This is a genomic window from Kocuria sp. LHG3120 (assembly GCF_049897445.1).
GTDB classification, from domain to species: Bacteria; Actinomycetota; Actinomycetes; order Actinomycetales; family Micrococcaceae; genus Kocuria; species Kocuria rosea.
Map to the genome: position 1 here is coordinate 166,223 of NZ_JAFCWG010000005.1, position 22,172 is coordinate 188,394.

At 73.6% G+C, this 22,172-nt stretch carries 21 protein-coding genes; 14 read left to right on the top strand and 7 right to left on the bottom strand.

All coding sequences use genetic code 11. The features are described 5' to 3' along the window. Positions 1-167 precede the first annotated feature (167 nt). Positions 168-1,877, top strand: a complete 1,710-nt coding sequence (locus ACP7CD_RS11625) for an aryl-sulfate sulfotransferase (protein ID WP_336650113.1) — start codon at positions 168-170, stop codon at positions 1,875-1,877. Between the two features lie 363 nt (positions 1,878-2,240). Beyond that, positions 2,241-2,681, top strand: coding sequence for a VOC family protein (locus tag ACP7CD_RS11630; RefSeq protein ID WP_272026388.1), 441 nt, complete (start codon positions 2,241-2,243; stop codon positions 2,679-2,681). Between the two features lie 13 nt (positions 2,682-2,694). Here ACP7CD_RS11630 and ACP7CD_RS11635 read toward each other — a convergent pair whose 3' ends face one another. Then, complete coding sequence (locus ACP7CD_RS11635) at positions 2,695-3,219, bottom strand: VOC family protein (RefSeq protein WP_272026387.1); 525 nt, start codon at positions 3,217-3,219, stop codon at positions 2,695-2,697. A gap of 73 nt (positions 3,220-3,292) precedes the next feature. On the opposite strand from ACP7CD_RS11635, the gene ACP7CD_RS11640 reads away from it, so the two are divergent. Beyond that, positions 3,293-4,213 (top strand): helix-turn-helix domain-containing protein, encoded by a 921-nt coding sequence (locus tag ACP7CD_RS11640; RefSeq protein WP_426120236.1) that lies wholly within the window; start codon positions 3,293-3,295, stop codon positions 4,211-4,213. Between the two features lie 25 nt (positions 4,214-4,238). Here the strand turns inward: ACP7CD_RS11640 and ACP7CD_RS11645 are convergent, their stop codons facing one another. Beyond that, the gene (locus tag ACP7CD_RS11645; RefSeq protein WP_115163258.1) at positions 4,239-4,601 is read right to left on the bottom strand and encodes a rhodanese-like domain-containing protein; all 363 of its coding nucleotides are present in this window, start codon (positions 4,599-4,601) and stop codon (positions 4,239-4,241) included. 170 nt (positions 4,602-4,771) lie between these two features. Here ACP7CD_RS11645 and ACP7CD_RS11650 point away from each other — a divergent pair, with 170 nt between their 5' ends. From ACP7CD_RS11650 to ACP7CD_RS11675, 6 genes are all read left to right on the top strand, one after another. Next, entirely contained in the window at positions 4,772-5,872 is a 1,101-nt protein-coding gene (locus ACP7CD_RS11650) for an alkene reductase (protein WP_115163257.1), read from the top strand. A gap of 105 nt (positions 5,873-5,977) precedes the next feature. Further along, positions 5,978-7,699 (top strand): HNH endonuclease signature motif containing protein, encoded by a 1,722-nt coding sequence (locus tag ACP7CD_RS11655; RefSeq protein ID WP_115163256.1) that lies wholly within the window; start codon positions 5,978-5,980, stop codon positions 7,697-7,699. 61 nt (positions 7,700-7,760) lie between these two features. After that, positions 7,761-8,012, top strand: a complete 252-nt coding sequence (locus tag ACP7CD_RS11660) for a DUF3253 domain-containing protein (protein WP_115163255.1) — start codon at positions 7,761-7,763, stop codon at positions 8,010-8,012. A 33-nt stretch (positions 8,013-8,045) separates the two neighbouring features. Next, entirely contained in the window at positions 8,046-8,774 is a 729-nt protein-coding gene (locus ACP7CD_RS11665; RefSeq protein WP_244915825.1) for a hypothetical protein, read from the top strand. A gap of 9 nt (positions 8,775-8,783) precedes the next feature. Beyond that, complete coding sequence (locus tag ACP7CD_RS11670) at positions 8,784-9,299, top strand: methylated-DNA--[protein]-cysteine S-methyltransferase (protein ID WP_109221616.1); 516 nt, start codon at positions 8,784-8,786, stop codon at positions 9,297-9,299. Positions 9,300-9,332: 33 nt separating this feature from the next. Next, the gene (locus ACP7CD_RS11675) at positions 9,333-9,683 is read left to right on the top strand and encodes a hypothetical protein (protein ID WP_017831774.1); all 351 of its coding nucleotides are present in this window, start codon (positions 9,333-9,335) and stop codon (positions 9,681-9,683) included. A 15-nt stretch (positions 9,684-9,698) separates the two neighbouring features. Here ACP7CD_RS11675 and ACP7CD_RS11680 read toward each other — a convergent pair whose 3' ends face one another. Continuing rightward, complete coding sequence (locus ACP7CD_RS11680; RefSeq protein ID WP_017831775.1) at positions 9,699-10,748, bottom strand: spore photoproduct lyase family protein; 1,050 nt, start codon at positions 10,746-10,748, stop codon at positions 9,699-9,701. Positions 10,749-10,918: 170 nt separating this feature from the next. Here ACP7CD_RS11680 and ACP7CD_RS11685 point away from each other — a divergent pair, with 170 nt between their 5' ends. Further along, entirely contained in the window at positions 10,919-12,418 is a 1,500-nt protein-coding gene (locus tag ACP7CD_RS11685) for an FAD-dependent oxidoreductase (protein WP_095649985.1), read from the top strand. An 84-nt stretch (positions 12,419-12,502) separates the two neighbouring features. On the opposite strand, the gene ACP7CD_RS11690 is transcribed toward ACP7CD_RS11685, so the two are convergent. Continuing rightward, a complete protein-coding gene (locus ACP7CD_RS11690; RefSeq protein WP_017831777.1) occupies positions 12,503-12,724 on the bottom strand; it encodes a hypothetical protein in 222 nt (73 codons plus the stop codon). A 327-nt stretch (positions 12,725-13,051) separates the two neighbouring features. On the opposite strand from ACP7CD_RS11690, the gene ACP7CD_RS11695 reads away from it, so the two are divergent. After that, positions 13,052-13,960, top strand: coding sequence for a PIG-L deacetylase family protein (locus ACP7CD_RS11695; protein ID WP_017831778.1), 909 nt, complete (start codon positions 13,052-13,054; stop codon positions 13,958-13,960). A gap of 76 nt (positions 13,961-14,036) precedes the next feature. On the opposite strand, the gene ACP7CD_RS11700 is transcribed toward ACP7CD_RS11695, so the two are convergent. Beyond that, complete coding sequence (locus tag ACP7CD_RS11700; RefSeq protein WP_017831779.1) at positions 14,037-15,392, bottom strand: glucose-6-phosphate dehydrogenase; 1,356 nt, start codon at positions 15,390-15,392, stop codon at positions 14,037-14,039. Positions 15,393-15,485: 93 nt separating this feature from the next. Between ACP7CD_RS11700 and ACP7CD_RS11705 the strand changes: the two genes are divergently transcribed. Next, positions 15,486-17,441, top strand: a complete 1,956-nt coding sequence (locus ACP7CD_RS11705) for a glycoside hydrolase family 15 protein (RefSeq protein WP_017831780.1) — start codon at positions 15,486-15,488, stop codon at positions 17,439-17,441. Between the two features lie 102 nt (positions 17,442-17,543). Further along, positions 17,544-18,437 (top strand): fructosamine kinase family protein, encoded by an 894-nt coding sequence (locus ACP7CD_RS11710; protein ID WP_035924234.1) that lies wholly within the window; start codon positions 17,544-17,546, stop codon positions 18,435-18,437. 37 nt (positions 18,438-18,474) lie between these two features. Here ACP7CD_RS11710 and ACP7CD_RS11715 read toward each other — a convergent pair whose 3' ends face one another. Beyond that, complete coding sequence (locus ACP7CD_RS11715) at positions 18,475-19,398, bottom strand: tryptophan-rich sensory protein (RefSeq protein ID WP_426120237.1); 924 nt, start codon at positions 19,396-19,398, stop codon at positions 18,475-18,477. Between the two features lie 205 nt (positions 19,399-19,603). Between ACP7CD_RS11715 and ACP7CD_RS11720 the strand changes: the two genes are divergently transcribed. Further along, positions 19,604-20,887 (top strand): saccharopine dehydrogenase NADP-binding domain-containing protein, encoded by a 1,284-nt coding sequence (locus tag ACP7CD_RS11720; protein WP_272026380.1) that lies wholly within the window; start codon positions 19,604-19,606, stop codon positions 20,885-20,887. Between the two features lie 90 nt (positions 20,888-20,977). Here the strand turns inward: ACP7CD_RS11720 and ACP7CD_RS11725 are convergent, their stop codons facing one another. Further along, positions 20,978-22,153: a zinc-dependent alcohol dehydrogenase gene (locus tag ACP7CD_RS11725; RefSeq protein ID WP_272026379.1), complete on the bottom strand. Its 1,176-nt coding sequence runs from the start codon at positions 22,151-22,153 to the stop codon at positions 20,978-20,980. Between the last annotated feature and the right edge of the window lie 19 nt (positions 22,154-22,172).

The following is a 22,172-nucleotide window of genomic DNA, read 5'->3' on the forward strand; positions in this document are numbered from 1 at the left end:
CCCGGATCGCCGGACCACCCGGAGGTCATCCGGGGTCATTCCCGCCACTGAAGATGCTCCTGGGGTGCGGCGTTAGCCCCCGCAAAGACATCGGCCCTTATCAGAGGGCTCTTGCGTGGCTACACTCGGCCGGACGTCACCGCCGCGCCCACCGCCAGGAGTCCCCGATGTCCCACCGATCGCGCGCTCGTTCCGTCACCCTGCTCATGGCGGCCGCTCTGGTCGTGTCGGGGAGCCCGGCCCTCGCGGTCGGGCCTCCGCGGGTGCTGCAGCAGCCCGGTGCTCCTCCCGTGGTGCCTGCCGCCGAGCAGGTGGCGGCCACGGCCGAGACCTACCCGGAGGCGGACACGAACGTCTACACCGTCTCGGTCACCCGCAACGGAGCTCCCGAGGAGCGCGACAGCTTCGCCCCGGACGTGCAGGAGGTGGTCGACGCCGCGCTGGACGACCTGAAGTCCCTGGGCTCTTCTCCCGAGGCCCCTCTGCTGGTCCTCAACCCCTTCGGCACCAACACCACCGGCGTGCACGCCCAGTTCGAGACCGAGGGCAGCGGCACCCTGACGTACACCGTCAGCTCTCCCGGCACCGAGGACTTCACGCGCGTCGCCAAGGACCACGACCCGAGCGCCGCGTCGTTCGAGGGGCAGCTCATCGGGGTGGTCCCGGGCGCCGAGAACACCGTGACCACCACCTGGCAGCCCGACGACGGCGGACCCACGGAGTTCTCGTTCACCATGACCGCTCCACCGAGCGCCTCGGGCGACCGCACGACCCTCGACCGCACCGTGGAGGGCAACGCCGAGGAGCTCACCGAGGGCCTGTTCGCCGTCATGGGCCTGAAGCGCCACCTCGACTACACCCTGCTCTACGACAACGCGGGGGTGCTGCGCGCCGAGTTCGACCTCGACGGCTACCGCACGGACCGGCTGGAGTTCTACGGCGACACCATGGTGACCACCGTCGGCAGGAACGAGGTCGCCCGGATCGACGGCCTCGGCCGGGTCGTGGCCACCCACGTCCTGGCGGGCTTCGAGATGCACCACGACTTCGACGTCACCGACGACGGCAAGGTCGTGACCCTCGCGACGGAGACCGCCAAGGGCAGCGTGGAGGACGTCCTGGTGTCCCTGGACCTCGAGACCGGCACCTACGAGAAGACGGTCGACTTCACGGAACTGCTCGCCGGCTACAAGTCCCGCACCCAGCCCTACGGCCCGAACACGGTGGACGACTGGCTGCACCTGAACTCGGTCGACTGGTCCCCGGACGGCGACTCCGTGATCGTCAGCGCGCGCGAGAACTCCGCGATCCTGAAGGTCGACGACGTCCACGGGAACCCCGCGGTCGACTACATCATCGGTCAGCGGGAGGTCTGGGCCGGCACCGAGGCCGAGGACCTGCTCCTCGAGAAGGCGGGGGACTTCCCCGACACCGGCGGACAGCACTCGGTGGTGCGCCACGACGACGCGGCGCTGGCGGACGGCCAGTACTACCTCACGATGTTCGACAACTCGTTCTGGAGCATGGGCAGCCGTCCGGACTACACCGGTCCCGTGCCCGCGGGGACCTCCCCGGTGGCCACGGCGGACCCCTCACTCCGCTCGGAGTACCGGAAGTACCTCGTCGACGAGAACGCGGGGACCTACACCGAGGTCGAGACCGTCGCCGTGCCCTACTCCGCGATCGTCAGCAACGTGCAGGACCTCGGCGGTCCGCTCGTGGTCAACAGCGGCCAGGCCCTGACGTTCGCCGAGCACGACGCCCAGCGCCAGGTCATCGCCCGCTTCGACTACGCCCTCGAGGGGCCGACCGAGGACGACTTCGCCTACCGGGTGCTGAAGTACGGGTTCGACGACTTCTGGTTCGCCGCGCCCTGAGCCGGCGCACTCGCGCCGGCGGACACGGGCGGCACCACCGGGCCACCGGGGCCACCGCCCAGGAAACCTGCTTCAGCTCGGGTTCAGCAGGAGGTGGTTGGCTGAGTGGTGCGAGGGGGAATCCCCGGGACACAGGGAGAAGCTGACGGTCCCGGTCGAGGGTTGGAGAGCCGCGACCGGGACCCGTCCCGGAGGCCGGACCCCGTGCGCGTCCGAGGAGTTCGCGCGCGGGGCCCGGACCCTCGCCCGCAGGGTCGGGGCCCCGTAGAGTGCGAATCCTGGTACCGGAAGCAGGCCCAGCCTCCCGGTGCGCAGTGCAGGACGTCCCGCTCGAAGCCCCACCCGACGACACCGGAGAACACCGTGCCCATCAGCGCCACCGACTACGCCCACGTCCGGCTCACGGTCACCGACATCGACCGCTCCCGCGCCTTCTACGACGCCGTCTTCGGCTTCCCGGTCGCCTTCGAGGCTCCCCCGGCGGACGCCGACCAGGAGACGAAGGACCAGCTGTCCTTCCTCTTCGGAGGCGTGATCTACCGGTTCGGCGGTGGACTCCTGGGCCTCCGGCCGGTGGCGCCGGACGGGGACCGGCACGACGAGGACCGGGTGGGCCTGGACCACCTGTGCTTCACCGTGGCGTCGCAGGCCGACCTCCGGGACGCCGTCGTCGTCCTGGACGACCTGGGGATCGCCCACGAGGGGATCAAGGACATCGGGGTGGGCCACATCCTGGAGTTCCGCGACCCGGACGACATCGCCCTGGAGCTCCTCGCCCCGGCCTGCGGCCCCGAGGACGCCTGAGCCGCGCGGCGCCTCACCCCTGCCCCATGGACTCCGCCCACTCGGCGACCCGTGCGCTGCTCTGCTCCTCGGAGAGGTCCTCGACCCGGGTCATGATCGACCAGCGGACGCCGAACGGGTCGCGGAGGCTGCCGTAGCGGTCGCCCGAGACGAACGTGCTGACGGGTTCGCGCACGGTGGCGCCGGCGGCGACGGCGCGCGCCACCACGTCGTCGACGTCCGGGACGTAGAGGCCCAGCGAATAGCAGGCGTCGTCGCCCGCGGGCGGCGCCACGAGGTGGAAGTCGGGGTTCACCTCGCCCAGCTGGAGCCGTCCGTCGCCGAGATCGATGGTCGCGTGCACGACGACGGGAGCCCCGTCCGGCCCGGGCATGTCGGTGCGGTCGACGAGGGCGGCCCCGAAGGTACGGGTGTAGAAGTCGAGCGCCGCGGCCGCGTCGACCACCGCGATGAACGGGGTCAGGGACGTGAACCCCCGGGGCGTCCCGTCGGTGGTGTGCGCTCCGGTGACCCCACGGAGGTTCTGCTCTGTGCTCATGCTCCGAGCCTAGGCAGCCGGTGCCGGGCGGTCTTGAAGATTCCCGCCACCTCCGGGTGGTTACGCTCGTGCCATGAGCGAGCCGCCCACCACGCGGGGCCACCTCACCCCGGGACCGCACGCCACGGTCGTGCGCCTGCCCGCGCCCGACGACGTCGCCCACCTCGTCCGGCAGCTGTGGATCCCCGAGTGGGACCTGCCGGCGGGGGAGCGGGCCGAGCAGCTGGTGCTGGGCTATCCGGCGAGCAACGTGGTGGTCGAACCGGACGGGGTGGCGCTGCACGGGCCCACGAGCCGTGCGTCCACCCGGGTGCTCACGGGCCGGGGCTGGGCGGTCGGCGCGCTGCTGCGCCCGGCGGGGGTCCTGCTGTTCACGGAGCACCCGGCGGACCTGCTCGACGGGTCCGTGCCCGTCAGTGCGCCCGGGCTGCGCTCCGCCGTCGCGGAGGCCATGGCGGGGGCCGATCCGGCCGGGCGGTGGGCACGTCCGGCGGATCCGCCCGGCGGAACGGAGTCCGTCAGCGCGCCCGGGCTGCGCTCTGCCGCCGCGGGGGCTGTGGCGGGTGCCGATCCGGCCGGCCGGCATCTGCGGGCGGCGGCCCTGCTCGCGGACCACGTCCGGGCGCTGGCGGCGGCGGTGCCCCCGTCCGCGGCGCGGGACGGTGCCCTGGCCAATCGCATGGTCGACCTCCTCGAGGCGGGGACCGTCGCGCGGAGCCCGGCGGGCCTGGCCCGGCAGCTGCACGTCTCCGAGCGCTCGCTGCAACGGCTCGCGGCCCGGTTCGTGGGGATGCCGCCCCAGCTGCTGCTCCGTCGTCGTCGGCTCCAGGAGGCGGCCGAGCGGATGCGCGCGGACCCGGCCGCGGACCTCGGGGCGCTCGCCGCGGAGCTGGGCTTCGCGGACCAGTCCCACCTCACCCGGGAGTTCCGGTCGGTGCTGGGCGCCACTCCGCGCGGCTACGGGCGCGCCCGGTCCGGCCGGGAGGGCGGATGAGGAATCCCGGGACCCGGGGCGTGGGTCAGGCGACCGTGCCGGGCCGGCCGTTCTTCGCCACCACGCGCTCGCCGGCGCGCTGCCAGGCCGTCATGCCGCCGCGGAGGCTGGCCACCTCGTAGCCGGCCGTGGCCAGCCGGCGGGCGGCGTTCGCCGAGCGGGCGCCGGATCGGCAGACCGTCACGACCGGCCGGTCCTTGGACAGCTCGCGCTGCCGGGTGCCGATGGCGTCCAGGGGGATGTGCCGGGCGGCCGGGGCGTGACCCGCGCGGTACTCCTGGGCGGTGCGGACGTCGACGAGCACGGCCCCGCCGTCCAGGAGCTCCCGGGCGCGTGCCACGTCCACGGTCTCGTAGGTGCTGCCGAAGAGTCGGCCGAGAAGGCCCATGGCTCAGTTCTCCTTCGCGATGATCGAGAGGTTCGTGCCGCACCGGGCGGGACACGTGGGCCTACTATACCCCAGGGGGTATAGCCCCCACCAGCTGTGAGGAACGAGACAGCCGGAGCGCAAATAACTCCGGGGGATCTCCCGTTGACACGGAAAGAACCAGTTCCCTGATGAAAGGCCTCCCCGTGCCGCACTCCACCCTGTCCACCCCCGTCACCCTCGGCTCCCTCGAGCTGCCGAACCGCCTGGTCATGGCGCCGCTCACCCGGATGCGCTCCGGCCGGGACGGTGTTCCCGGCGAGCTCAACGTGGAGCACTACACCCAGCGCGCCTCGATGGGCCTCATCGTCACCGAGGGAACGTACCCCGATGTGGTGGGGCAGGGCTTCGCCTACCAGCCCGGCATCGAGACGCCCGAGCAGGTCGAGGGCTGGCGCCGGGTGGCCGAGAGCGTGCACGCCGCCGACGGTCGCCTGTTCATGCAGGTCATGCACGCCGGGCGCGTCACGCACCCGGACATCAACGGCGGCTCCCAGCCGGTGGCCCCGAGTGCTCTCGCGATCGAGGGGAAGACGCACACCTACCAGGGCAAGGCCGACTACCCCGTGCCGCACGCGCTGACCGCCGAGGAGCTGCCGGGCGTGGTGGAGTCCTTCGTCCGGGCCTCGCGCAACGCGATCGAGGCGGGCCTGGACGGTGTGGAGATCCACGGCGCGAACGGCTACCTGCTGCACGAGTTCCTCGCGCCGGGCGCCAACCAGCGCACCGACGAGTACGGCGGCTCCCCCGAGAACCGCGCCCGCTTCGTGGTCGAGCTGGTCCGGGCCGTGGCCGAGGCCGTCGGTGCGGAGCGTGTCGGTCTGCGGATCTCGCCCGAGCACAACATCCAGGACGCCTGGGAGACGGACCACGAGGACGTCCGGGCCACGTACGCCGCTCTCGTCGACGGCATCGAGGACCTCGGCCTCGCCTACCTCTCCGTGCTGCACAAGGAGCCGGCGGGGGAGTTCGTCCAGGGGTTGCGCACCCGCTTCGGCGGCGCCTTCCTGGCCAACAGCGGCTTCAGCGACGTGCCGACCACCCGTGAGGAGAGCGTGCAGCTGATCGAGGAGGGCGTGGCGGACGGCGTCGTCGTCGGGCGCCCGGCGATCGCGAACCCGGACCTGGCGCGGCGCTGGGCGGAGGGTCTGCCGGAGAACGTGCCGGACCCGCGGACCTTCTACACGCAGAGCGCCGAGGGCTACACGGACTACCCGTTCGCGCAGGCCTGAGCCACTCCCCGCGTCCCGCCCGGCCCTGCCGGGCGGGACGCGGGGACCCTCGACGGTGGTCCGGATCACGTCTTAGCGTGTCGGAACCGGTTGGGACCATGAACCATGGCCGCCACCGCCGTTCCGCCGCGAAGCCTGGAGGACGCCCTCCGGGAGGAGACGGACCTGGCCGAGATCGGCGAGGAGTTCTCCGCCGGCGTGCGGGCGCTGGTCGAGGAGTCCCGCGCGGAGGCCCGGGCCGCGGGGCGCCAGTACCGGCTGCTCCACCGGCTCTGGCAGCTGCAGGAGGAGGCCCGGGAGCAGCGCTGGATGGTGGAGGCGCTCTGGATGCGCCCCGAGGCGGACCGGCTGGGCCCGCACTCCCTCGAGCCCGCTGAGCAGACGGTGCGGGACGTGGCCGATGAGGTCGGTCCGGCCCTCCGGCTCCCCGCGGGCACCGCGCTGCGCCGTGTCGAGGACGCCGTGCTGCTCGCGGAGTCCCTGCCCGAGGTCCTCGAGGCGCTCGAGCAGGGCCAGGTGGGCTTCCGGCAGGCGGGAGTGCTCGTCGAGCTGTGGCGCGAGCTGGTGTGGGACGCCGCCGGTCTCCCGCCGGAGCGGCGGGCGCCGGTCCAGGCCGTCCAGCGGATCGTCGACGAGCTGCTCCTCCGGGCCCCCGGCAGCACCGTGGCCCAGCTGCGCGCCCTCGCCCGCCGACGCCGCGCAGGTCTGCTGCGGGAGACCGAGGAGCAGCGCCACCGGCTGGCGCTGCGGGACCGGCGCGTGTGGGTCGAACCCCGGGAGGACGGCATGGCACAGCTGTGCGCCCTCCTGGACGCGGCCACCGCGCACGCCATCCAGGACCGCCTCGACACGCTGGTCGACCGGGCGGTCACCGCGGTCCCGCCCGAGGTCCTCCCCTCGCAGGTCCTGGCCACGGCATCGCCCGCGTCGTCCGCCGCGGGCGCCCCGGACGGCGGACCGTCGGATCCCGCCGTCGGGGCTCCGGAGCGCCGCACGGTGCTCCAGCTGCGCGCCGACGTGCTGGCGGACCTCCTGCTCGACGGCGAGCCCGCTGACCTGCCCGACCGTCTTCGCGGCATCCGCGGGCACGTGACGGTCACCGTGCCCGCTCTCGCGCTCCTCGAGAACGCCGGGACGCTGCCCCCCGGTTCCATCGAGGGCCTGCCGCGCACTCCCCGCTGTGCGGAGCTGGAGGGCTACGGGCCCATCCCGGTCGGTCTGGCGGAGCGGATCGCGGCGCGCGCGCCCTCCTGGTCACGGATCCTCACCCATCCCGTCACGGGGACCGTCCTGGACCGGGACCGCAGCACCTATGCCGTGCCCGCCGATCTCAAGCACCGGCTGCGAGCCAGGGACGGCACGTGCCGCTTCCCGGGCTGTCGACGCCGGGCGTCGCGGTGCGACCTCGACCACACCGTCGCCTGGGCGGACGGCGGTCGGACCTCGGCGGACAACCTCGCACACCTGTGCCGGCACCACCACCTGCTCAAGCACCGGGACGGTCCGCTCGGCCGGTGGCGGGTGGAGCACGTGGCCCCCGAGCGCCTCGTCCCCGAGCTGCTGGAGCCAGGGTGCCTGGAGTCCGGCCACCCGCGGCTCTGGCCGGCAGGGCCTGCCCCCAAGGACTCCGGGGACGAGAGCCTGCTGCACGACCACGGGGTGCTGGAGTGGACCTCGCCTGCAGGGCAGATCCATCGGACCTATCCGCAGGAGCACCACCATCCGGTCCCGGAGCGCGCACCGTACTTCCTCGCAGTCCCCGCGCCGCACGGTGCCCCGCGCTCCGCTTCTCGGCCTGGTCCGGCCGACGACCCACCGCCGTTCTGACATCCTGGAGGCGGGGCCCGGCCCCTGGACCCTGGACCCCGGTGAGACGGAGGAGCTGCCCGTGACCACCCCGTCGCCCAGCGAGGTGCGCTCGGTGCTGCTCGACCTGGTCCGCCGCCGCGGGGCCGGGAAGACCGTGTGTCCTTCCGAGGCCGCCCGCGCTCTGGCCGCCGAGGGCTGGCGGGACCTGATGGAGGACGTGCGTCAGGAGGCGTACCGGATGGCCGACGACGGGCTCGTGGACATCACCCAGCAGGGCCGCGTGGTCGACGGCCGGACGGCCCGCGGGCCGATCCGCGTCCGACTCCGCTGAGCCGGGCGCGCGCCCCCGGGTAGCGTGGGGGTCATGACGTCCCCACCCATCAGCGCCCTCCTCGGGTCCGCGGCCCGGGCGCCGTTCGTCCTGCTCAAGCAGTTCCGGCCCCAGCGGCCCATCCACTCGGAGGGCGTCGGGCTCGAGGGCGTCCTGATCCGCACGGGCGGCGGCACCAGTGGCATCCACTGGATCGACGACGCCGGGGAGGATCCCGTGCGGGCCCGTTTCTCCCGCTCGATCGGCTTCCCGCAGGGGTGGCCGGACATCCTGGGCCTCGCCCTGCGCTGCCCCGTCCCGCCCTCCGGGCAGATGGAGGGCCGCAGCGACGGCCGGGCCGACATCCTCCTCGCGACCGCCGGCGGGGGGCGGTTCTCCCGCTTCGTCCCGACCTTCCACCGGCACGTGCCGGACAGCGCGTTCGCCTCCTTCATGCCCTACCGGGGTCTCGGCGGTCCGGTGCTGGTCGCCGCCCACCCCGAGCCGCGCACGGAGCGCCTGCCGGCCCGCCCCGACCTCTTCCGGGCGTCGGTCGCCGCCGAGCCCTGGGTTCTCGGTCTGCACTGGGCCACACCGCTCGGGCCGTGGCAGCGCTTCGGGACGGTCGAGCTCGGTCCCGGCGCGCCGTTCGGGGACGACGAACGGTTCGACCCCCTGCTCAACGTCCCCACGGGCGCCGAGAACTACGGGTGGACCTACCGGCTGCGGGAACCGTCCTACACCCTGGCCCGCGCCCCGCGGAGGCCGCTGGGCCGGGCGTAGAATCGGCCCATGGCACTGAGACTGAGCCCGGCGCCCACCACCGCGACCGTCCGGCGTCACGCCGTGGTGGAGTCGCCCATCGGCCCGCTGGCTCTCGTCGAGGAGGCGGGGGCGCTCGTGGCGCTCTCCGTCGAGGGCGCACGCCAGGGACCGGTCCCCACCTCCTTCGGGGCGCGCGACGACAGCCTCCTCCCGCACGTCCGTGAGCAGCTGGGCGAGTACTTCGCGGGACGGCTGCAGGAGTTCGACGCCGACGTCGTCCTCCACGGGACGCCGTTCCAGGTGCGCGTGTGGAACGCCCTCGCGCAGATCCCGTACGGCACGACCGGCACCTACGGGCAGGTGGCCCGCGCCGTCGGGGCACCCCGGGCGGCCCAGGCGGTCGGGGCGGCCAACGGCCGCAACCCCGTCAGCCTGCTGGTCCCGTGCCACCGGATCATCGGCGCCAACGGGCGGCTCACCGGCTACGCCGGCGGCATGGAACGCAAGGAGTACCTGCTGCGCCTCGAGGGCGCGCTGCTCTGAACCCGCACCGCTGACGCGCCACCAGGAGGACCCATGACCCGCCTCGACGACCTCGCCACCGCCAATCTCACCAAGGCGCGTGCCTCCGGCGCCGGGCGCAGCGCGGAGCTCGTGGTCCACGACGGCGTGCTGCGGCAGACGATGATGGCGCTGTGCGCCGGCAAGGAGCTCGCCGAGCACGTCTCCCCGCCCGCCGCCACCCTCCAGCTGCTGCGCGGCCGGGTCCGGGTGCTCAAGCGCGGCCAGCTCGCCGAGGAGCTCACGGCAGGGGAGCTGCTGTCCCTCACCGACTCCCGCCACTCGGTGGAGGCGCTGGAGGACTCGGTGTTCCTGCTGACCACCGTCTCCCGGCCGTCGGACGGCTACGACCCCCGGGTGGCGTGACCCGCGGGCTCCGGCTCAGAACGCGTAGCGGACGTCGCAGTACGGCAGCTTCTCGTGGAGCAGGTCCAGGAACTGCTCCAGGTACCGCTGCTTGTCCCGGAACCGGTACCGCACGTTGAGGGCCCCGTTCTGGGAGCGCTTGGTCTCCTGGAGATCCGGGCGCCACAGCACCTCCTCGGCCTTGGGGTGCCACTGCGTGTTGACCTCGTGGAGCTGGGCGTTGTGGGTCAGGAAGATGACCTCCGAGGCCAGCTGGTCCTTGGCCGCCGCGCTGAGACCGTCGTCGAGCTGCTCGAAGAGCTCGGCCCAGTCCTCCAGCCACGTGTCCGTGACGATCACCGGCGAGAAGTTCACGTGCACCTCGTAGCCGGCCGCCACGAAGTCGTCGATGGCGGCGATCCGCTCCGGCACCGGCGTGGTCCGGATGTCCGTGAGCTTGGCCAGGTGCGCCGGCATCAGCGAGAACCGCACCCGGGTCCGTCCCTGCGGGTCCCAGTCCAGCAGCTCCCGGTTGACGTACTTCGTGGCGAAGGACGCCTTGGCCGTGGGGTGGCGGCGGAACAGGTCCACGAGGTCCTGCACGTTGTCGCTGAGCAGGGCGTCCACCGAGCAGTCGCTGTTCTCCCCGAGGTCGTAGACCCACGCGTCCGGGTCGCACTGGTTGGGCTCCGGCTTGGTGCCCTGCCGGCCGATGTGCCGGTCCAGGTAGCCGGTGATCTGCTCGATGTTGGCGAAGACCGTCACCGGGTTGCTGTAGCCCTTCCGGCGCGGGACGTAGCAGTAGGCGCACGCCATGGCGCACCCGTTGGCCGTGGACGGCGCGATGAAGTCCGCCGACCGGCCGTTGGGCCGCGCCGCCAGCGACTTCTTGACCCCCAGCACCAGGGCCTCGCGCTTGATCCGCACCCACCGCCGCGCGTTGGTCTCGTCCCCGTGCAGCTCCGGGATCTGCCAGTGGCTCGGGACCTCCACCAGGGTGGCGTCCGGCCACCGTTCGAGGACCTGCCGCCCCCGGGGCAGCTCGGCGGCGGCCGGTTCGTAGTAGATGCGGGTGATGTCGACCATGGACGGTTCCGGGGGCATGCGGACGAGTCTAGGAACCGCCACCGACAGCGGGCTCGCGGAGTCCTCCCCGGGAATGGACAGTGGACTTCACACCTGATGGCCGACAGGATGGCACCAAAGTGCGACCGCAACGACCACTCCGGCAGCAGCGACCACGAGGGAGTTCCTCCATGAGATCCGTATGGCTCGACACGTACGAGGTGCCGTCCACCGCGACGGACCGGTTCGTCCCCGGCGCGCACTACGACACGGTGGTCGCAGGTGCCGGGCTGACCGGGCTGACCACCGCGGTGCTGCTGGCGCGTGCGGGCCAGCGGGTCGCCGTGCTCGAGGCGCGTTCCGTCGGGGCCGTCACCACGGGCAACACCACGGCGAAGCTGTCCCTGCTGCAGGGCACCACGCTCTCCCAGATCCACCGGCACCAGTCGGACGAGGTGCTGCGTGCCTACGCGGACGGGAACCGCGAGGGGATGGACTGGCTGGTCCGGTTCCTCGAGGAGCGCGGGGTCCCGTTCCAGCGCCGCGACGCCTACACCTACGCCACGACCTCGAAGGGCGCCTCCGCGCTGCGCAAGGAGCTCGAGGCCGCCCGCATCGCCGGGCTGCACATGAACTGGACCCGGGACACCGGCCTCCCCTACAAGGTCTCCGGGGCCATCACGATGCCGGACCAGGTCCAGTTCCACCCGATGGAGGTGCTCGGCGCCCTCGTCGCCGAGCTGAAGGAGCACGGCGGCACGCTCGTGGAGGGGGTCCGGATCACCGGGGCCGGTGTCCGCTCACCCCTCTCGGTGCAGACCTCGCACGGCCCGGTGCGGGCCGACCGGCTCGTGCTCGCCACGGGCACCCCGGTCCTGGACCGCGGCGGGTACTTCGCGAAGCTCTCCCCGAACCGCTCCTACGCCCTGACCTACCGGGTCCCCGGGGCGCCGGGGTCCGTCCCGGAGGGCATGTACATCACCGCGGACAGCCCCACCCGCACGCTGCGCACCGTGCCGGTCGGCGGGGAGGAGCTGCTCCTGGTGGGCGGCAACGACCACGTGGTGGGACGGTCCGCCTCCCCGCAGGCGGCCGTGGACGACCTCGAGTCCTGGACGCAGCGCTGGTTCCCGGGGGCCGAGCGCACGCACGTGTGGGCGGCCCAGGACTACGAGTCGGTCAACCTCATCCCCTTCATCGGCACCCTGCCCCGCGGCGGCGGCAACATCTATCTCGCCACCGGCTACAACAAGTGGGGGATGAGCAACGCCGTCGCCGCCGCGATCGCGCTGAACGCCGAGATCCTCGGCGGCAGCGTGCCGTGGGCCGAGACGCTGGGCCGGCGCATGACCTCGCCGTCGGACATCCTCACCGCCCTGCGCGTCAACGCGGGGGTGGGCCTCAACGCGCCCAAGGACTGGCTCAGGGCCGAGCTCAAGGAGCTGCCGGCCGGGACGCCCGCGGAGGGGCAGGGTGTCGTCGGACGCGAGCACGGCCGCCCCGTGGGCGTGTCCACCGTCGACGGCACCACCTGCAAGGTCTCCGGCGTCTGCACGCACCTCGGCGGCGTGCTGCGCTGGAACGACGCCGAGCGCTCGTGGGACTGCCCCCTGCACGGCTCCCGCTTCGCCGCCGACGGCTCCCTGCTCGAGGGCCCTGCCGTGAAGGACCTGCCTCGGGCCGGGCGCTGAGCCCGGTCCCGGACACGGCGGCGGCCCCCACCCGCAGAGGGGTGGGGGCCGCCGCGGCGTCCGGGGACGCGCTGTCCCGGGGACCTACTTCTTGGAGGAGGTCTCCTCGAGCTTCAGCGCGACGCCGATCGCGAAGAAGGTCGGCGTCCACTCGCCCACGAACAGGCCCCAGCGGTCGGCCTGGGGCTTGGACTTGCTCTTGCCGAGGCTGGCCGCCCAGGAGAGGACGGACAGGCCGATGGAGGCGAAGCCCGCCGCGTAGGCGTGCTCGCTGCGGACACCAAGGTTCTGGATCGTGCTGATCATGGACGTACCTCTTTCCTGTGGTGGTCACCGTGAACGGTGAACTCCTCGAGCGGTGTCCGCCCAGTCTCACACGAAACGGAGCAATACGAAAGCAGGCTGACTATAAAGTTGGCCAGGTGCGTCGCCGGCCGATGTGGGCGGATGTGGGGTCGTCCGAACGGCCATTAACGGATGCAAAAAACTGTTTCCTCATGCAAACTGATCCATACCCGACCCGGTGGTGACCACCGCGGCGGGGTGGACGTCGAACCGGTCGGGGGGCCGGTGGCGTCATCGACCCGGAGCGAAGGAGCTTCCGGGCCGGGCCGATCATTCCTGGGGGGAAAAATGCTGCCATCCGTCGTGGGTGCTCTGCTGAGCACCGTCGTCCTCGTCTACGTCCTGTCGAACGCCGCCTACACGCGGCACAAGCGGTTCATCGCCGGGGCCAGGTCGTTGCGCCAGGCCATCGTCGCCGTGTACGCGGTGCTGCTGGTGCTCAACCTGTGGTGCGCCACGATCATGCCCGTGACCCTGGTCTGCGACGCGATCGCGGTGGCCACCCTGGTCGCCACCGGGGTCTTCGGCTTCGTCATCGCCGAGCGGCGGATCCCCGCCACCACCGTGGTCGAGCGCCGGAAGGTGCTGGCTGTGGGGGCGCACCCGGACGACCTCGAGCTCGCCTGCGGGGCGACCCTGGCCAAGCTGGTCGACACCGGCCACGAGGTCCGCGGCCTGGTGATGAGCTCCGGGGAGGTCGGCGGCAACGCCGGGCTGCGCCCGGCCGAGGCCCAGCGCGGCGCCTCGTTCCTGGGGCTGACGGGTCTGCGGGTGCACGAGTTCCCGGACACGAAGCTGGAGACGGTCACCAACGACATGGTCCGGGCCATCGAGGCCGCGATCCGGGAGTTCGAGCCGGACGTGATCTTCACCCACTCGGCCCACGACCAGCACCAGGACCACTACGCGGTGCACCAGGCCACCTTGCGCGCCGCCCGGGCCCACCACTCGATCCTGTGCTTCGAGTCCCCGTCGGTGACCCGCGACTTCGACCCGTCCGTGTTCGTGGACATCGACGGCTACGTCGACGTCAAGGTCGAGGCCGTGCTCTCCCACCGGGACCAGGCCGGCAAGCCCTACATGACCCCCGGGCGGGTGCGCGGGATGGCCGCCTTCCGCGGGGCGCAGGCCAAGAACACCAACGCGGAGGCCTTCGAGCCGGTCCGCCTGCTCGGCTCCGCGATCGGCGACCTCTAGTCCCCGGGGTGCCAGGGGCCGGGCGGCCGGGGCGTTCCCGCGGACGCCCCGGCCACGGTCCGGCCGGCGCCGCCACTCAGACGGGGCCGGAGCTGCCGGCCGGGTACTCGAGCAGCGGGACCCGGCCGTCCTCGAAGGCGGCCAGCACCTCGTCGACGATGCGCCACCCCTGCTCCGCCGCGTCCCCGCGGACGCCGAAGGTGTGGTCGCCCTCGAGGACGCCCCGCAGCACGCTGCCGTAGGCCGTCAGGCCTGGCCTGGCCATCCCGGACGAGAGCGTCACCCGGGTCATGCCCCGGGAGTCGAAGGGCCCGCCCACGTTCAGCTCCAGGGTCAGCTGCTCCTCCTCGAGGCCCATGCGCAGGACGTCCGGCGCGACGTCCCCGGAGCGGGGCAGCTGCTCGTAGTCGTGCGGCGGGCGGCGGAACGTGATGGCGATCTCCTGACGGGGGTTGCCGATCGCCTTGCCCGAGCGCAGGGTGACGGGCACGCCGTTCCAGCGCCACGTGTCGACCTCGAGGACCACCTGCGCGAACGTCTCCGTCCCGCGCTCCGGGTCCACGCCGTCCTCGGCCGCATAGTCGGGCAGCTCACGGCCGTCCACGCTGCCGGCGGTGTAGCGGCCCCGGGTCGCGGCGCCCGCCGCGTCGCCCTGCCAGAGCTTCGTGGCCCGCAGCACGTGGCTGGTCAGCGTGGGGATCTCCACCTGGTCGAAGGAGGAGGGCGGTTCCATCATGACGAGGGCCATGACCTGCAGCAGGTGGGACTGGATCATGTCCCGCAGCGCCCCCGTGGCCTCGTAGAAGCCCGCGCGGCCCTCCAGGCCCAGGGTCTCGTCGAAGACGATCTCCACGGACTCCACGTGCTCCCGGCTCATGAGCGGCTCCAGCAGCCGGTTGGCGAAGCGCAGCCCCACGAAGTTGAGCACCGCCGGCATGCCCAGGAAGTGGTCCACCCGGAAGGTCCGCTCCTCGGGGACGAGCCGGCCCACGAGCCGGTTCAGCTCCCGCGCGGTCCGCGTGTCGGAGCCGATCGGCTTCTCGAGGGCCAGCACCAGGTCCTCCGGCAGGTCCAGCCCGGCCATGACCTCGCACGCCTGCGCGGTCACCGCGGGAGGCAGGGCGAAGTACAGGCAGACGGGGCCCTCGACGTCGTCGAGCAGCCGCTCGAGGTCCCCGGCGTCGGTGACGTCGCCCGCCACGTAGCGGGCGGTCTCCCGGGTGTGCGCGGCGGCGGGCCCGCTCGCGCCGACGGAGTCGAAGGCCTCGGCCACGACCTGTGCCCAGTCCTCCGCGGGTTCCCGCGAGGAGCCGACCACGTCGATGCGCAGCTCCGGGGCCGAGCTCAGGAGCGTGCCCAGGCCCGGCAGGAGCAGGCGGGACGTGAGGTCGCCGGTGGCGCCGAAGATGATCAGGGTCCTGATGCTTGTCATGCCAGCACGGTACCCCGGGGTCCCAGGCGGACGCCTCGCGTGCCCCTGGCCTGCGCCGACCGGACGCCCGGCCGCGGCTGGTTGAATGGGCGGATGAACGACGACGCGAACCGGCCCCGGTCCACCCCTCTGGAGGACTACGCGCTCCTGTCCGACCTGCACACGGGGCCGCTCGTGTCCCGGGACGGCAGCGTCGACTGGCTGTGCTTCCCCCGCTTCGACTCCCCGTCGGTCTTCGCGGCCCTGCTGGGCACGCCCGAGGACGGACGCTGGAAGCTCTCCGCCGTCGACGGCGTGGTCACGTCGCGCCGCTACCTGCCCCGCACCTTCGTGCTGGAGACGACGTGGCGCACCCCCACCGGGACCGTCGTGGTGACCGACTTCCTGCCCCCGGCGGCCGCCGGCGACGACCACCCCGACCACGCCGACCTCGTGCGGCGGGTCGAGTGCGTCTCGGGGACGGTCGAGGTGGAGCACGACCTGAGGATCCGCTTCGACTACGGGCGCGCCGTGCCCTGGACGCGGCGGGTCGACATCGACGGCAACGGCACCTGCGGGCAGCTCTCCATCGCCGGCCCCGACGCCCTGCTCCTGACCGGGCCGATGCTGCACCCCGAGGACTTCCCCCGCGTCGAGCCGCTCGAGGACGCCGCCCCGGACGCGGCCCCAGCCGCCGCCCCGGAGCAGCCCGGGGACCTCGACGAGGACGAGGGCGCCGTGGCCGACCGGCTCGGCGGGCGCTTCGGGCTCTCGGCCGGGGAGTCCCTCGACTGGGTGCTGACCTGGCACGAGTCCCACCACGGGCTGCCCACCCCCGTGGACCCCGCCGACGCCCTCGACCGCGCGGTGTCCTTCTGGACCGAGTGGTCCTCCCACGTGGGAACCCACAAGCGCCACGAGCAGGCCGTCCTGCGCTCGCTGCTCGTGCTGCGGGCCCTCACCCACCGCGGGACCGGCGGGATCGTCGCGGCCCCCACCACCTCCCTGCCCGAGGAGTTCGGGGGCAGCCGCAACTGGGACTACCGCTACACGTGGCTCCGGGACGCGGCACTGACCATCGAGGTGCTCGTCGCCCACGACTTCACCGACGGCGCGCTGCTCTGGCGCAACTGGCTGCTGCGGGCCGTGGCCGGGGATCCCGACCAGGTCCAGATCATGTACGGCCTGGCGGGGGAGCGCCGGCTGCCCGAGAGCGAGCTGGGCCACCTCGGCGGGTACGAGGGCTCGGCTCCGGTGCGGATCGGCAACGGCGCCGTGGGCCAGTTCCAGTCGGACGTCGTCGGGGAGGTCATGCTCGCGCTCGCCGCCCTCCGGGACGCCGGCGTGGAGGAGGACCGGTGGTCCTGGGGGCTGCAGAAGAACCTGCTGCGCTTCTGCGAGCGCAACTTCGACCGGGCCGGCCACGGGATCTGGGAGATGCGCGGGTCCGCCGCGTTCTTCGTGCACGGGCGCGCCATGATGTGGGCGGCCTTCGACCAGGGCGTGCGCGCCGTCGAGGAGCACGGGTTCTCCGGGCCGGTGGAGCGGTGGCGTGAGCTGCGGGACCGGCTGTGCGCCGAGATCCTGGAGCACGGCTTCGACACGGAGCTGAACACGTTCACGCAGACCTACGACAACACCGAGGTGGACGCCTCGCTGCTGCAGCTGCCGCACACGGGCTTCGTGGCCTACGACGACCCGCGGATGCTCGGCACCGTGGCCCGGATCGAGCGGGACCTGCGGGGGGCGCACGGGCTGGTGCACCGCTACCGGACCGCCTCCGGCCTGGACGGTCTGGAGGGCGACGAGTACCCCTTCCTCATCTGCACGTTCTGGCTCGTGGAGCAGTACGCGCGCAGCGGCCGGGTGGAGGACGCCGGTGAGCTCCTGGAGCAGCTCGCGGGCTACGCCAACGACCTCGGCCTCTACGCCGAGGAGTTCGACCCCGTCAGCGGGCGGCTCGCCGGGAACTTCCCCCAGGCGTTCAGCCACCTCGGGTTCATCCGCGCCGTCGACGCCGTGGTGCGGGCACGGGCCGGCGTGGACCTCACGGATCGGCTCCAGACGTAGGCGGGACGCGGCGAGGCACCGGCCGGACGCCGGCATGACGCCGGCAGGGTCTCCCCGCGGAGCACGGGCACGGAGCAGGACGCATCGACCAGGACGGACAGCATGAGCACCTTCGACCGGGCGGCCGATCTGCCGCACGACCTCACCGACGAGCTCCTCGACGGCCTCGGGGTGGAACGGGCCACCCCGCTGGGCGGCGGCGACACCGCGGCGGCCTTCCGCCTGGAGACGGCGCGGGGGCCCCTGTTCGCGAAGACCATGGCGGACCCGCCCGCCGGGATGATGGCGGCGGAGGTCGCGGGACTGCACGCCCTGCGGGAGCACGTGCCGGAGTTCCTCGGGGTGCCGGAGGTCGTGCGGTGGACGGACGACGGCATCGTCCTCGAGTGGATCGACGAGGCCCCGGGCCGGCGCCCGTCCGGGACCGAGGTGGAGTGCGGGCGCGGGCTCGCGGCGCTGCACCGGGTGCGGGGGAAGGCCTTCGGCGGGCTCGACCCGGAGCTGCCCGGGCGGATCGGGTCCTTCGCGGTGGACCTGTCCCCGACCCAGGACTGGGCGGCGTTCCTGCTCGACCGGCGGATCCGCCCGCTCCTGCGGGACGCGCTCGGGGCCGGCCGGATCGCCCCGCACGCCGCGGACCTGCTCGAGGAGCTCGCCCCGCGGGCCGAGGAGCTCGCGGGGCCGCCGGAGCCCCCCACCCTGGTGCACGGCGACCTGTGGGCCGGGAACCGGCTCGTGGACGTCCGGGGCCGGAACTGGCTGATCGACCCGTCGGCGCACTGGGGCCACCGCGAGGTCGACATCGCGATGATGCTGCTGTTCGGCGGCTTCGGCGAGGAGTGCCTGGCCGCCTACGACGCCGAGCACCCGCTCGCGCCCGGCTGGCAGGAGCGGGTGCCGTGGTACCAGCTGCCGCCGCTGCTGGTGCACGCCGTCCGGTTCGGCGGCGGCTACGGGGACGCGGCCGTGCGGGCGCTCCGGCAGCTGCGCGGCTGACCGGCCGCGCCGGGAAGCGGCGGCGGGAGCAGGGTCCTCAGCGCTGCTCGCCCACCGCCCGGTCGTCCACGGCCCGACCGGTCCGGCGCCGCTCGGCCCGGCGCCGCTCTGCCTCGTGCTGGTCGGCATCCTGTGCGCCGGTGCCGGCACCGGCACGGCGGCGGAGGTACGCCGTGGCCAGCACCACCAGGACCGCCGCCGCGGCCGCGCCCCAGGCCAGGAGCACGGACCGCGGCTCGTCCGTGGCCCGGCCGACCGCGATCCAGGACAGCCCCCACACGGAGGCGGCGGCCACGGCCCAGCGCCCGCCGACCCGCCGCTGGATGGCGGCGACCACCGCCGCGAGCACGAGCACGACGACGACGCCGATCCACTCGGCGCCCCGGCCCTCCTGCGACACGCCCGAGGACACGAGGGCGGCCGCCACGTTGGCCGCCGTCGCGACGGACACCCAGCCCAGGTACAGCCCGAAGGTGCCGTCGACCACGATCAGGTCGAGCGGGCCGCGCCGGCCGGGGACCTCGGTCAGGCGCACCACCAGCAGGCCCAGGACGAGGACCAGGGCGACGATGACCCCGACGCTGGCCCAGATCCAGCCCTGCTGGGTGACCAGCAGCCAGCCGGCGTTGAGGAGCATGGACGCCGCCGCGAGCCGGCCGGTGGCGCGGGCCCGGGGGTCCGTCGTCCGCGAGGGCAGCCACTGCCAGACGGTGTAGGCGAACAGCCCCAGGTAGATGACCGACCAGATCGAGAACGCCGTGCCGGCGGGGGCGAGCAGGGTGGCGTCCGCGGAGAGGCTGCCGCCGGACGACTCCTCGACCCGGGTGCCGAAGACGCCGATGCCGACGAGCGTGCCCAGCAGGCACGCGATCTCGCTGACGGTGACCAGGACCTGGCGGACGCGGTCCGCGCGGGTCGGCCGGAGGTCGGTGCGGCCGGTGCTGACAGGGGAGGCGGTCACGGCGGGGCCTTTCTCGAGTGGCGCGGTTCGGGAGTCGCGGGTCGGGACTCCCGGGGTGGCATGCAGGGGTCGGAGTGCACGGGTCGGAGTGCACGGGTCCTCGACCGCCACGGTAGGCCCTGGACCTGACCGCCACCAGGGGCGGGACGGGGCCCGGGGCATCCGCTCCCGGCCGGCGCCCGGGCCGTTCCCCTAGAGTGGCCGGATGGAACCCGAGCAGACGTCCCGGCCCGTCGTGGGCCTTCTCGGCGCCACCGGCATCACCGGGCGCGTGGCGCTGGCCCATCTCCTGGCGCGGGCGCCCGAGGCGGGGGTGGACGTCGTCGTCGGCGCCCGGGACCCCGAGCGCGTGCGAGCGCTGTGCGCCGACCGGGGCCTCCCCGTCCCCGAGGTCCTGCACGCCGACGTCGCCGAGCCCGGCTCGCTGCGCGCGTTCGTCCGGCGGGTCGACGTGCTGGTGAACCTCGCCGGGCCCTACACGCGGCTGGCGCCCCCGGTGCTCGCCGCGTGCGTGGCGGAGGGCACCCACTACCTGGACCTGACGGGCGAGTCGCAGCTCGCCCACCGCACCGACCGGGACCTGCACGAGGCCGCACGGGCCGCCGGGATCGCGATCGTGCACACCGCGGGCTTCGAGGCCCTGCCCGCCGACGTCCTCGTCGACGCCGCCCGCCGGCACGCCGCCGCGCGGGGCGAGACGCTGCGCTCCGCGGACCTCGTCACCTCCGTGCGCACGCCGCCGGGGACCGGGTTCTCGGACTCGGTCTCGGGCGGGACCGTGCAGAGCCTCGTCGAGGTGCTGCGGGACCCGGACCCCGCCCGCACCGGGGACGTCGCCGCCCGACTCCCGGACCCCGCGCCGGGCAGCGGGACCGCCGCGGACCCCGACGCCGTCCGCGCCTCCAGCCCGCTCCGGCTGCGCGCCCGGACCGCCCGCGGCCGGGTGCTCGCGGCCATGAGCCCGCTCGCGGCGATCAATCCCCCGGTGGTGCACCGCACCCAGGCCCTCAGCCCCGTCCCGGGGGCCGCCGCGCACCCCCTGGCCTTCCGCGAGGCCATGGACGTCGGCCGCGCGGGCGGGCTCCGCGGGGCCGGGCGCTGCGCCGCGGCCGCGGCGGTGGCCGTCTTCCAGGCGCTCGCCGGCCTCGCCGCCGGCCTGCCGCACCCGGTGCGCGCGCGGCTCGCCGACGTCCTGGCGGGGGTCCTGCCCCAGGTCGGGACGGGCCCGGCCGGCGACGTGCTCACCGGCTGGTCCTGGACCACCCGCGGCGTGTTCACCACCCACGAGGGCAGCAGCTTCCCCGCGGTGCTGGAGGCGCAGGGCAACCCCGGCTACGGCACCACCCCGTGGCTGACCACGGAGCTCGCCCTGCGCATGGCGGTGCGCGGCGTCCCCGCCGCCGCCCTCGGCTCGAGCACGCCCGCCCTGGCCCTGGACGGCGACCTCGACGCCCTGCTGCCGGCCCGGGTGCGCATCACGGTCGGCTGAGCACCGCGAACCGGACACCGCGGACGGCATGCACCGGCCCCCGTCCCTCGCGAGGGACGGGGGCCGGTGGCACGACCGCCGCGGGCGGGACTACGGCTTGAGCACCACCTTGATGCAGCCGTCCTCCTTCTTCTGGAACTTCTCGTACATCTCCGGCGCCTGCGACAGCGGCACCTGGTGGGTCGCCAGGTCGAGGACGCCCAGCGGGTCCGAGGGGTCGTCCACGAGCGGCAGGAGCTCGTCGATCCAGAACTTCACGTTGCACTGGCCCATGCGCATCTGGACCTGCTTGTCGAACAGCGTGAGCATCGGCATGGGGTCCTTCATGCCGCCGTACACGCCGCTGATCGAGATCGTGCCGCCGCGCCGGACGGCGTCGATGGCGGTGTACAGCGCGTCGAGCTTGTCCACCCCGACGGTCTCCATCGCCTTGCGGCCCAGCGGGGACGGCAGCAGTCCCACCGCCGCGTGGGCCACTCCGGCCACGTGGGAGCCGTGCGCCTCCATCCCGACCGCGTCCACCACGGAGTCCGGGCCGCGGCCGTCCGTGAGGTCCTTCAGCCGCTCCGCCACGTCGCCCGCGGAGTCCAGCGTCTCGATGCCGTGGCGCTCGGCCATGGCCCGGCGCTCGGCGACCGGGTCCACCGCGAGCACCCGGTAGCCCAGGTGCCGGCCGATCCGGGCGGACATCTGGCCGATCGGGCCCAGCCCGAGCACGGCCAGGGAGCCGCCCTCCGGGGGAGCGGCGTACTTCACGGCCTGCCACGCGGTGGGCACCACGTCGGACAGGTAGAGGTAGCGCTCGTCCTCACCGGTGTCGGGGACCTTGATGGGCCCGTAGTCGGCGTGCGGCACCCGCAGGTACTCGGCCTGACCGCCCGGCACGGAGCCGTAGAGCCGCGAGTAGCCGAGGAACGCCGCGCCGCTGTTGTACTCCCGGACCTGGGTGGTCTCGCACTGCGACTGCAGCCCCTGGTTGCACATGAAGCAGTGCCCGCAGGAGACGTTGAACGGGATGACCACGCGGTCCCCGGCCTTGATGTGGGTGACGGCCGGCCCGACCTCCTCGACGATGCCCATCGGCTCGTGGCCGATGATGTCGCCCTTGTCCATGAACGGGCCCAGCACCTCGTACAGGTGCAGGTCGGACCCGCAGATCCCGCTCGAGGTGATCCGCACGATCGCGTCCGTGGGCTCCTGGATCCGCGGATCCGGGACCTCCTCGACGCTCACCGAGCGCTTTCCCTGCCATGTCAGAGCCTTCATCGGTCCTCCTTCTCAGAAC

Bases quoted from the DNA above. Each gene is read 5' to 3' on its own strand.
- ACP7CD_RS11625 (WP_336650113.1), top strand. From the start codon at position 168: ATGTCCCACCGATCGCGCGCTCGTTCCGTCACCCTGCTCATGGCGGCC.
- ACP7CD_RS11635 (WP_272026387.1), bottom strand. From the start codon at position 3,219: ATGAGCACAGAGCAGAACCTCCGTGGGGTCACCGGAGCGCACACCACC.
- ACP7CD_RS11640 (WP_426120236.1), top strand. From the start codon at position 3,293: ATGAGCGAGCCGCCCACCACGCGGGGCCACCTCACCCCGGGACCGCAC.
- ACP7CD_RS11645 (WP_115163258.1), bottom strand. From the start codon at position 4,601: ATGGGCCTTCTCGGCCGACTCTTCGGCAGCACCTACGAGACCGTGGAC.
- ACP7CD_RS11650 (WP_115163257.1), top strand. From the start codon at position 4,772: ATGAAAGGCCTCCCCGTGCCGCACTCCACCCTGTCCACCCCCGTCACC.
- ACP7CD_RS11655 (WP_115163256.1), top strand. From the start codon at position 5,978: ATGGCCGCCACCGCCGTTCCGCCGCGAAGCCTGGAGGACGCCCTCCGG.
- ACP7CD_RS11665 (WP_244915825.1), top strand. From the start codon at position 8,046: ATGACGTCCCCACCCATCAGCGCCCTCCTCGGGTCCGCGGCCCGGGCG.
- ACP7CD_RS11670 (WP_109221616.1), top strand. From the start codon at position 8,784: ATGGCACTGAGACTGAGCCCGGCGCCCACCACCGCGACCGTCCGGCGT.
- ACP7CD_RS11675 (WP_017831774.1), top strand. From the start codon at position 9,333: ATGACCCGCCTCGACGACCTCGCCACCGCCAATCTCACCAAGGCGCGT.
- ACP7CD_RS11680 (WP_017831775.1), bottom strand. From the start codon at position 10,748: ATGGTCGACATCACCCGCATCTACTACGAACCGGCCGCCGCCGAGCTG.
- ACP7CD_RS11685 (WP_095649985.1), top strand. From the start codon at position 10,919: ATGAGATCCGTATGGCTCGACACGTACGAGGTGCCGTCCACCGCGACG.
- ACP7CD_RS11690 (WP_017831777.1), bottom strand. From the start codon at position 12,724: ATGATCAGCACGATCCAGAACCTTGGTGTCCGCAGCGAGCACGCCTAC.
- ACP7CD_RS11695 (WP_017831778.1), top strand. From the start codon at position 13,052: ATGCTGCCATCCGTCGTGGGTGCTCTGCTGAGCACCGTCGTCCTCGTC.
- ACP7CD_RS11700 (WP_017831779.1), bottom strand. From the start codon at position 15,392: ATGACAAGCATCAGGACCCTGATCATCTTCGGCGCCACCGGCGACCTC.
- ACP7CD_RS11705 (WP_017831780.1), top strand. From the start codon at position 15,486: ATGAACGACGACGCGAACCGGCCCCGGTCCACCCCTCTGGAGGACTAC.
- ACP7CD_RS11710 (WP_035924234.1), top strand. From the start codon at position 17,544: ATGAGCACCTTCGACCGGGCGGCCGATCTGCCGCACGACCTCACCGAC.
- ACP7CD_RS11720 (WP_272026380.1), top strand. From the start codon at position 19,604: ATGGAACCCGAGCAGACGTCCCGGCCCGTCGTGGGCCTTCTCGGCGCC.
- ACP7CD_RS11725 (WP_272026379.1), bottom strand. From the start codon at position 22,153: ATGAAGGCTCTGACATGGCAGGGAAAGCGCTCGGTGAGCGTCGAGGAG.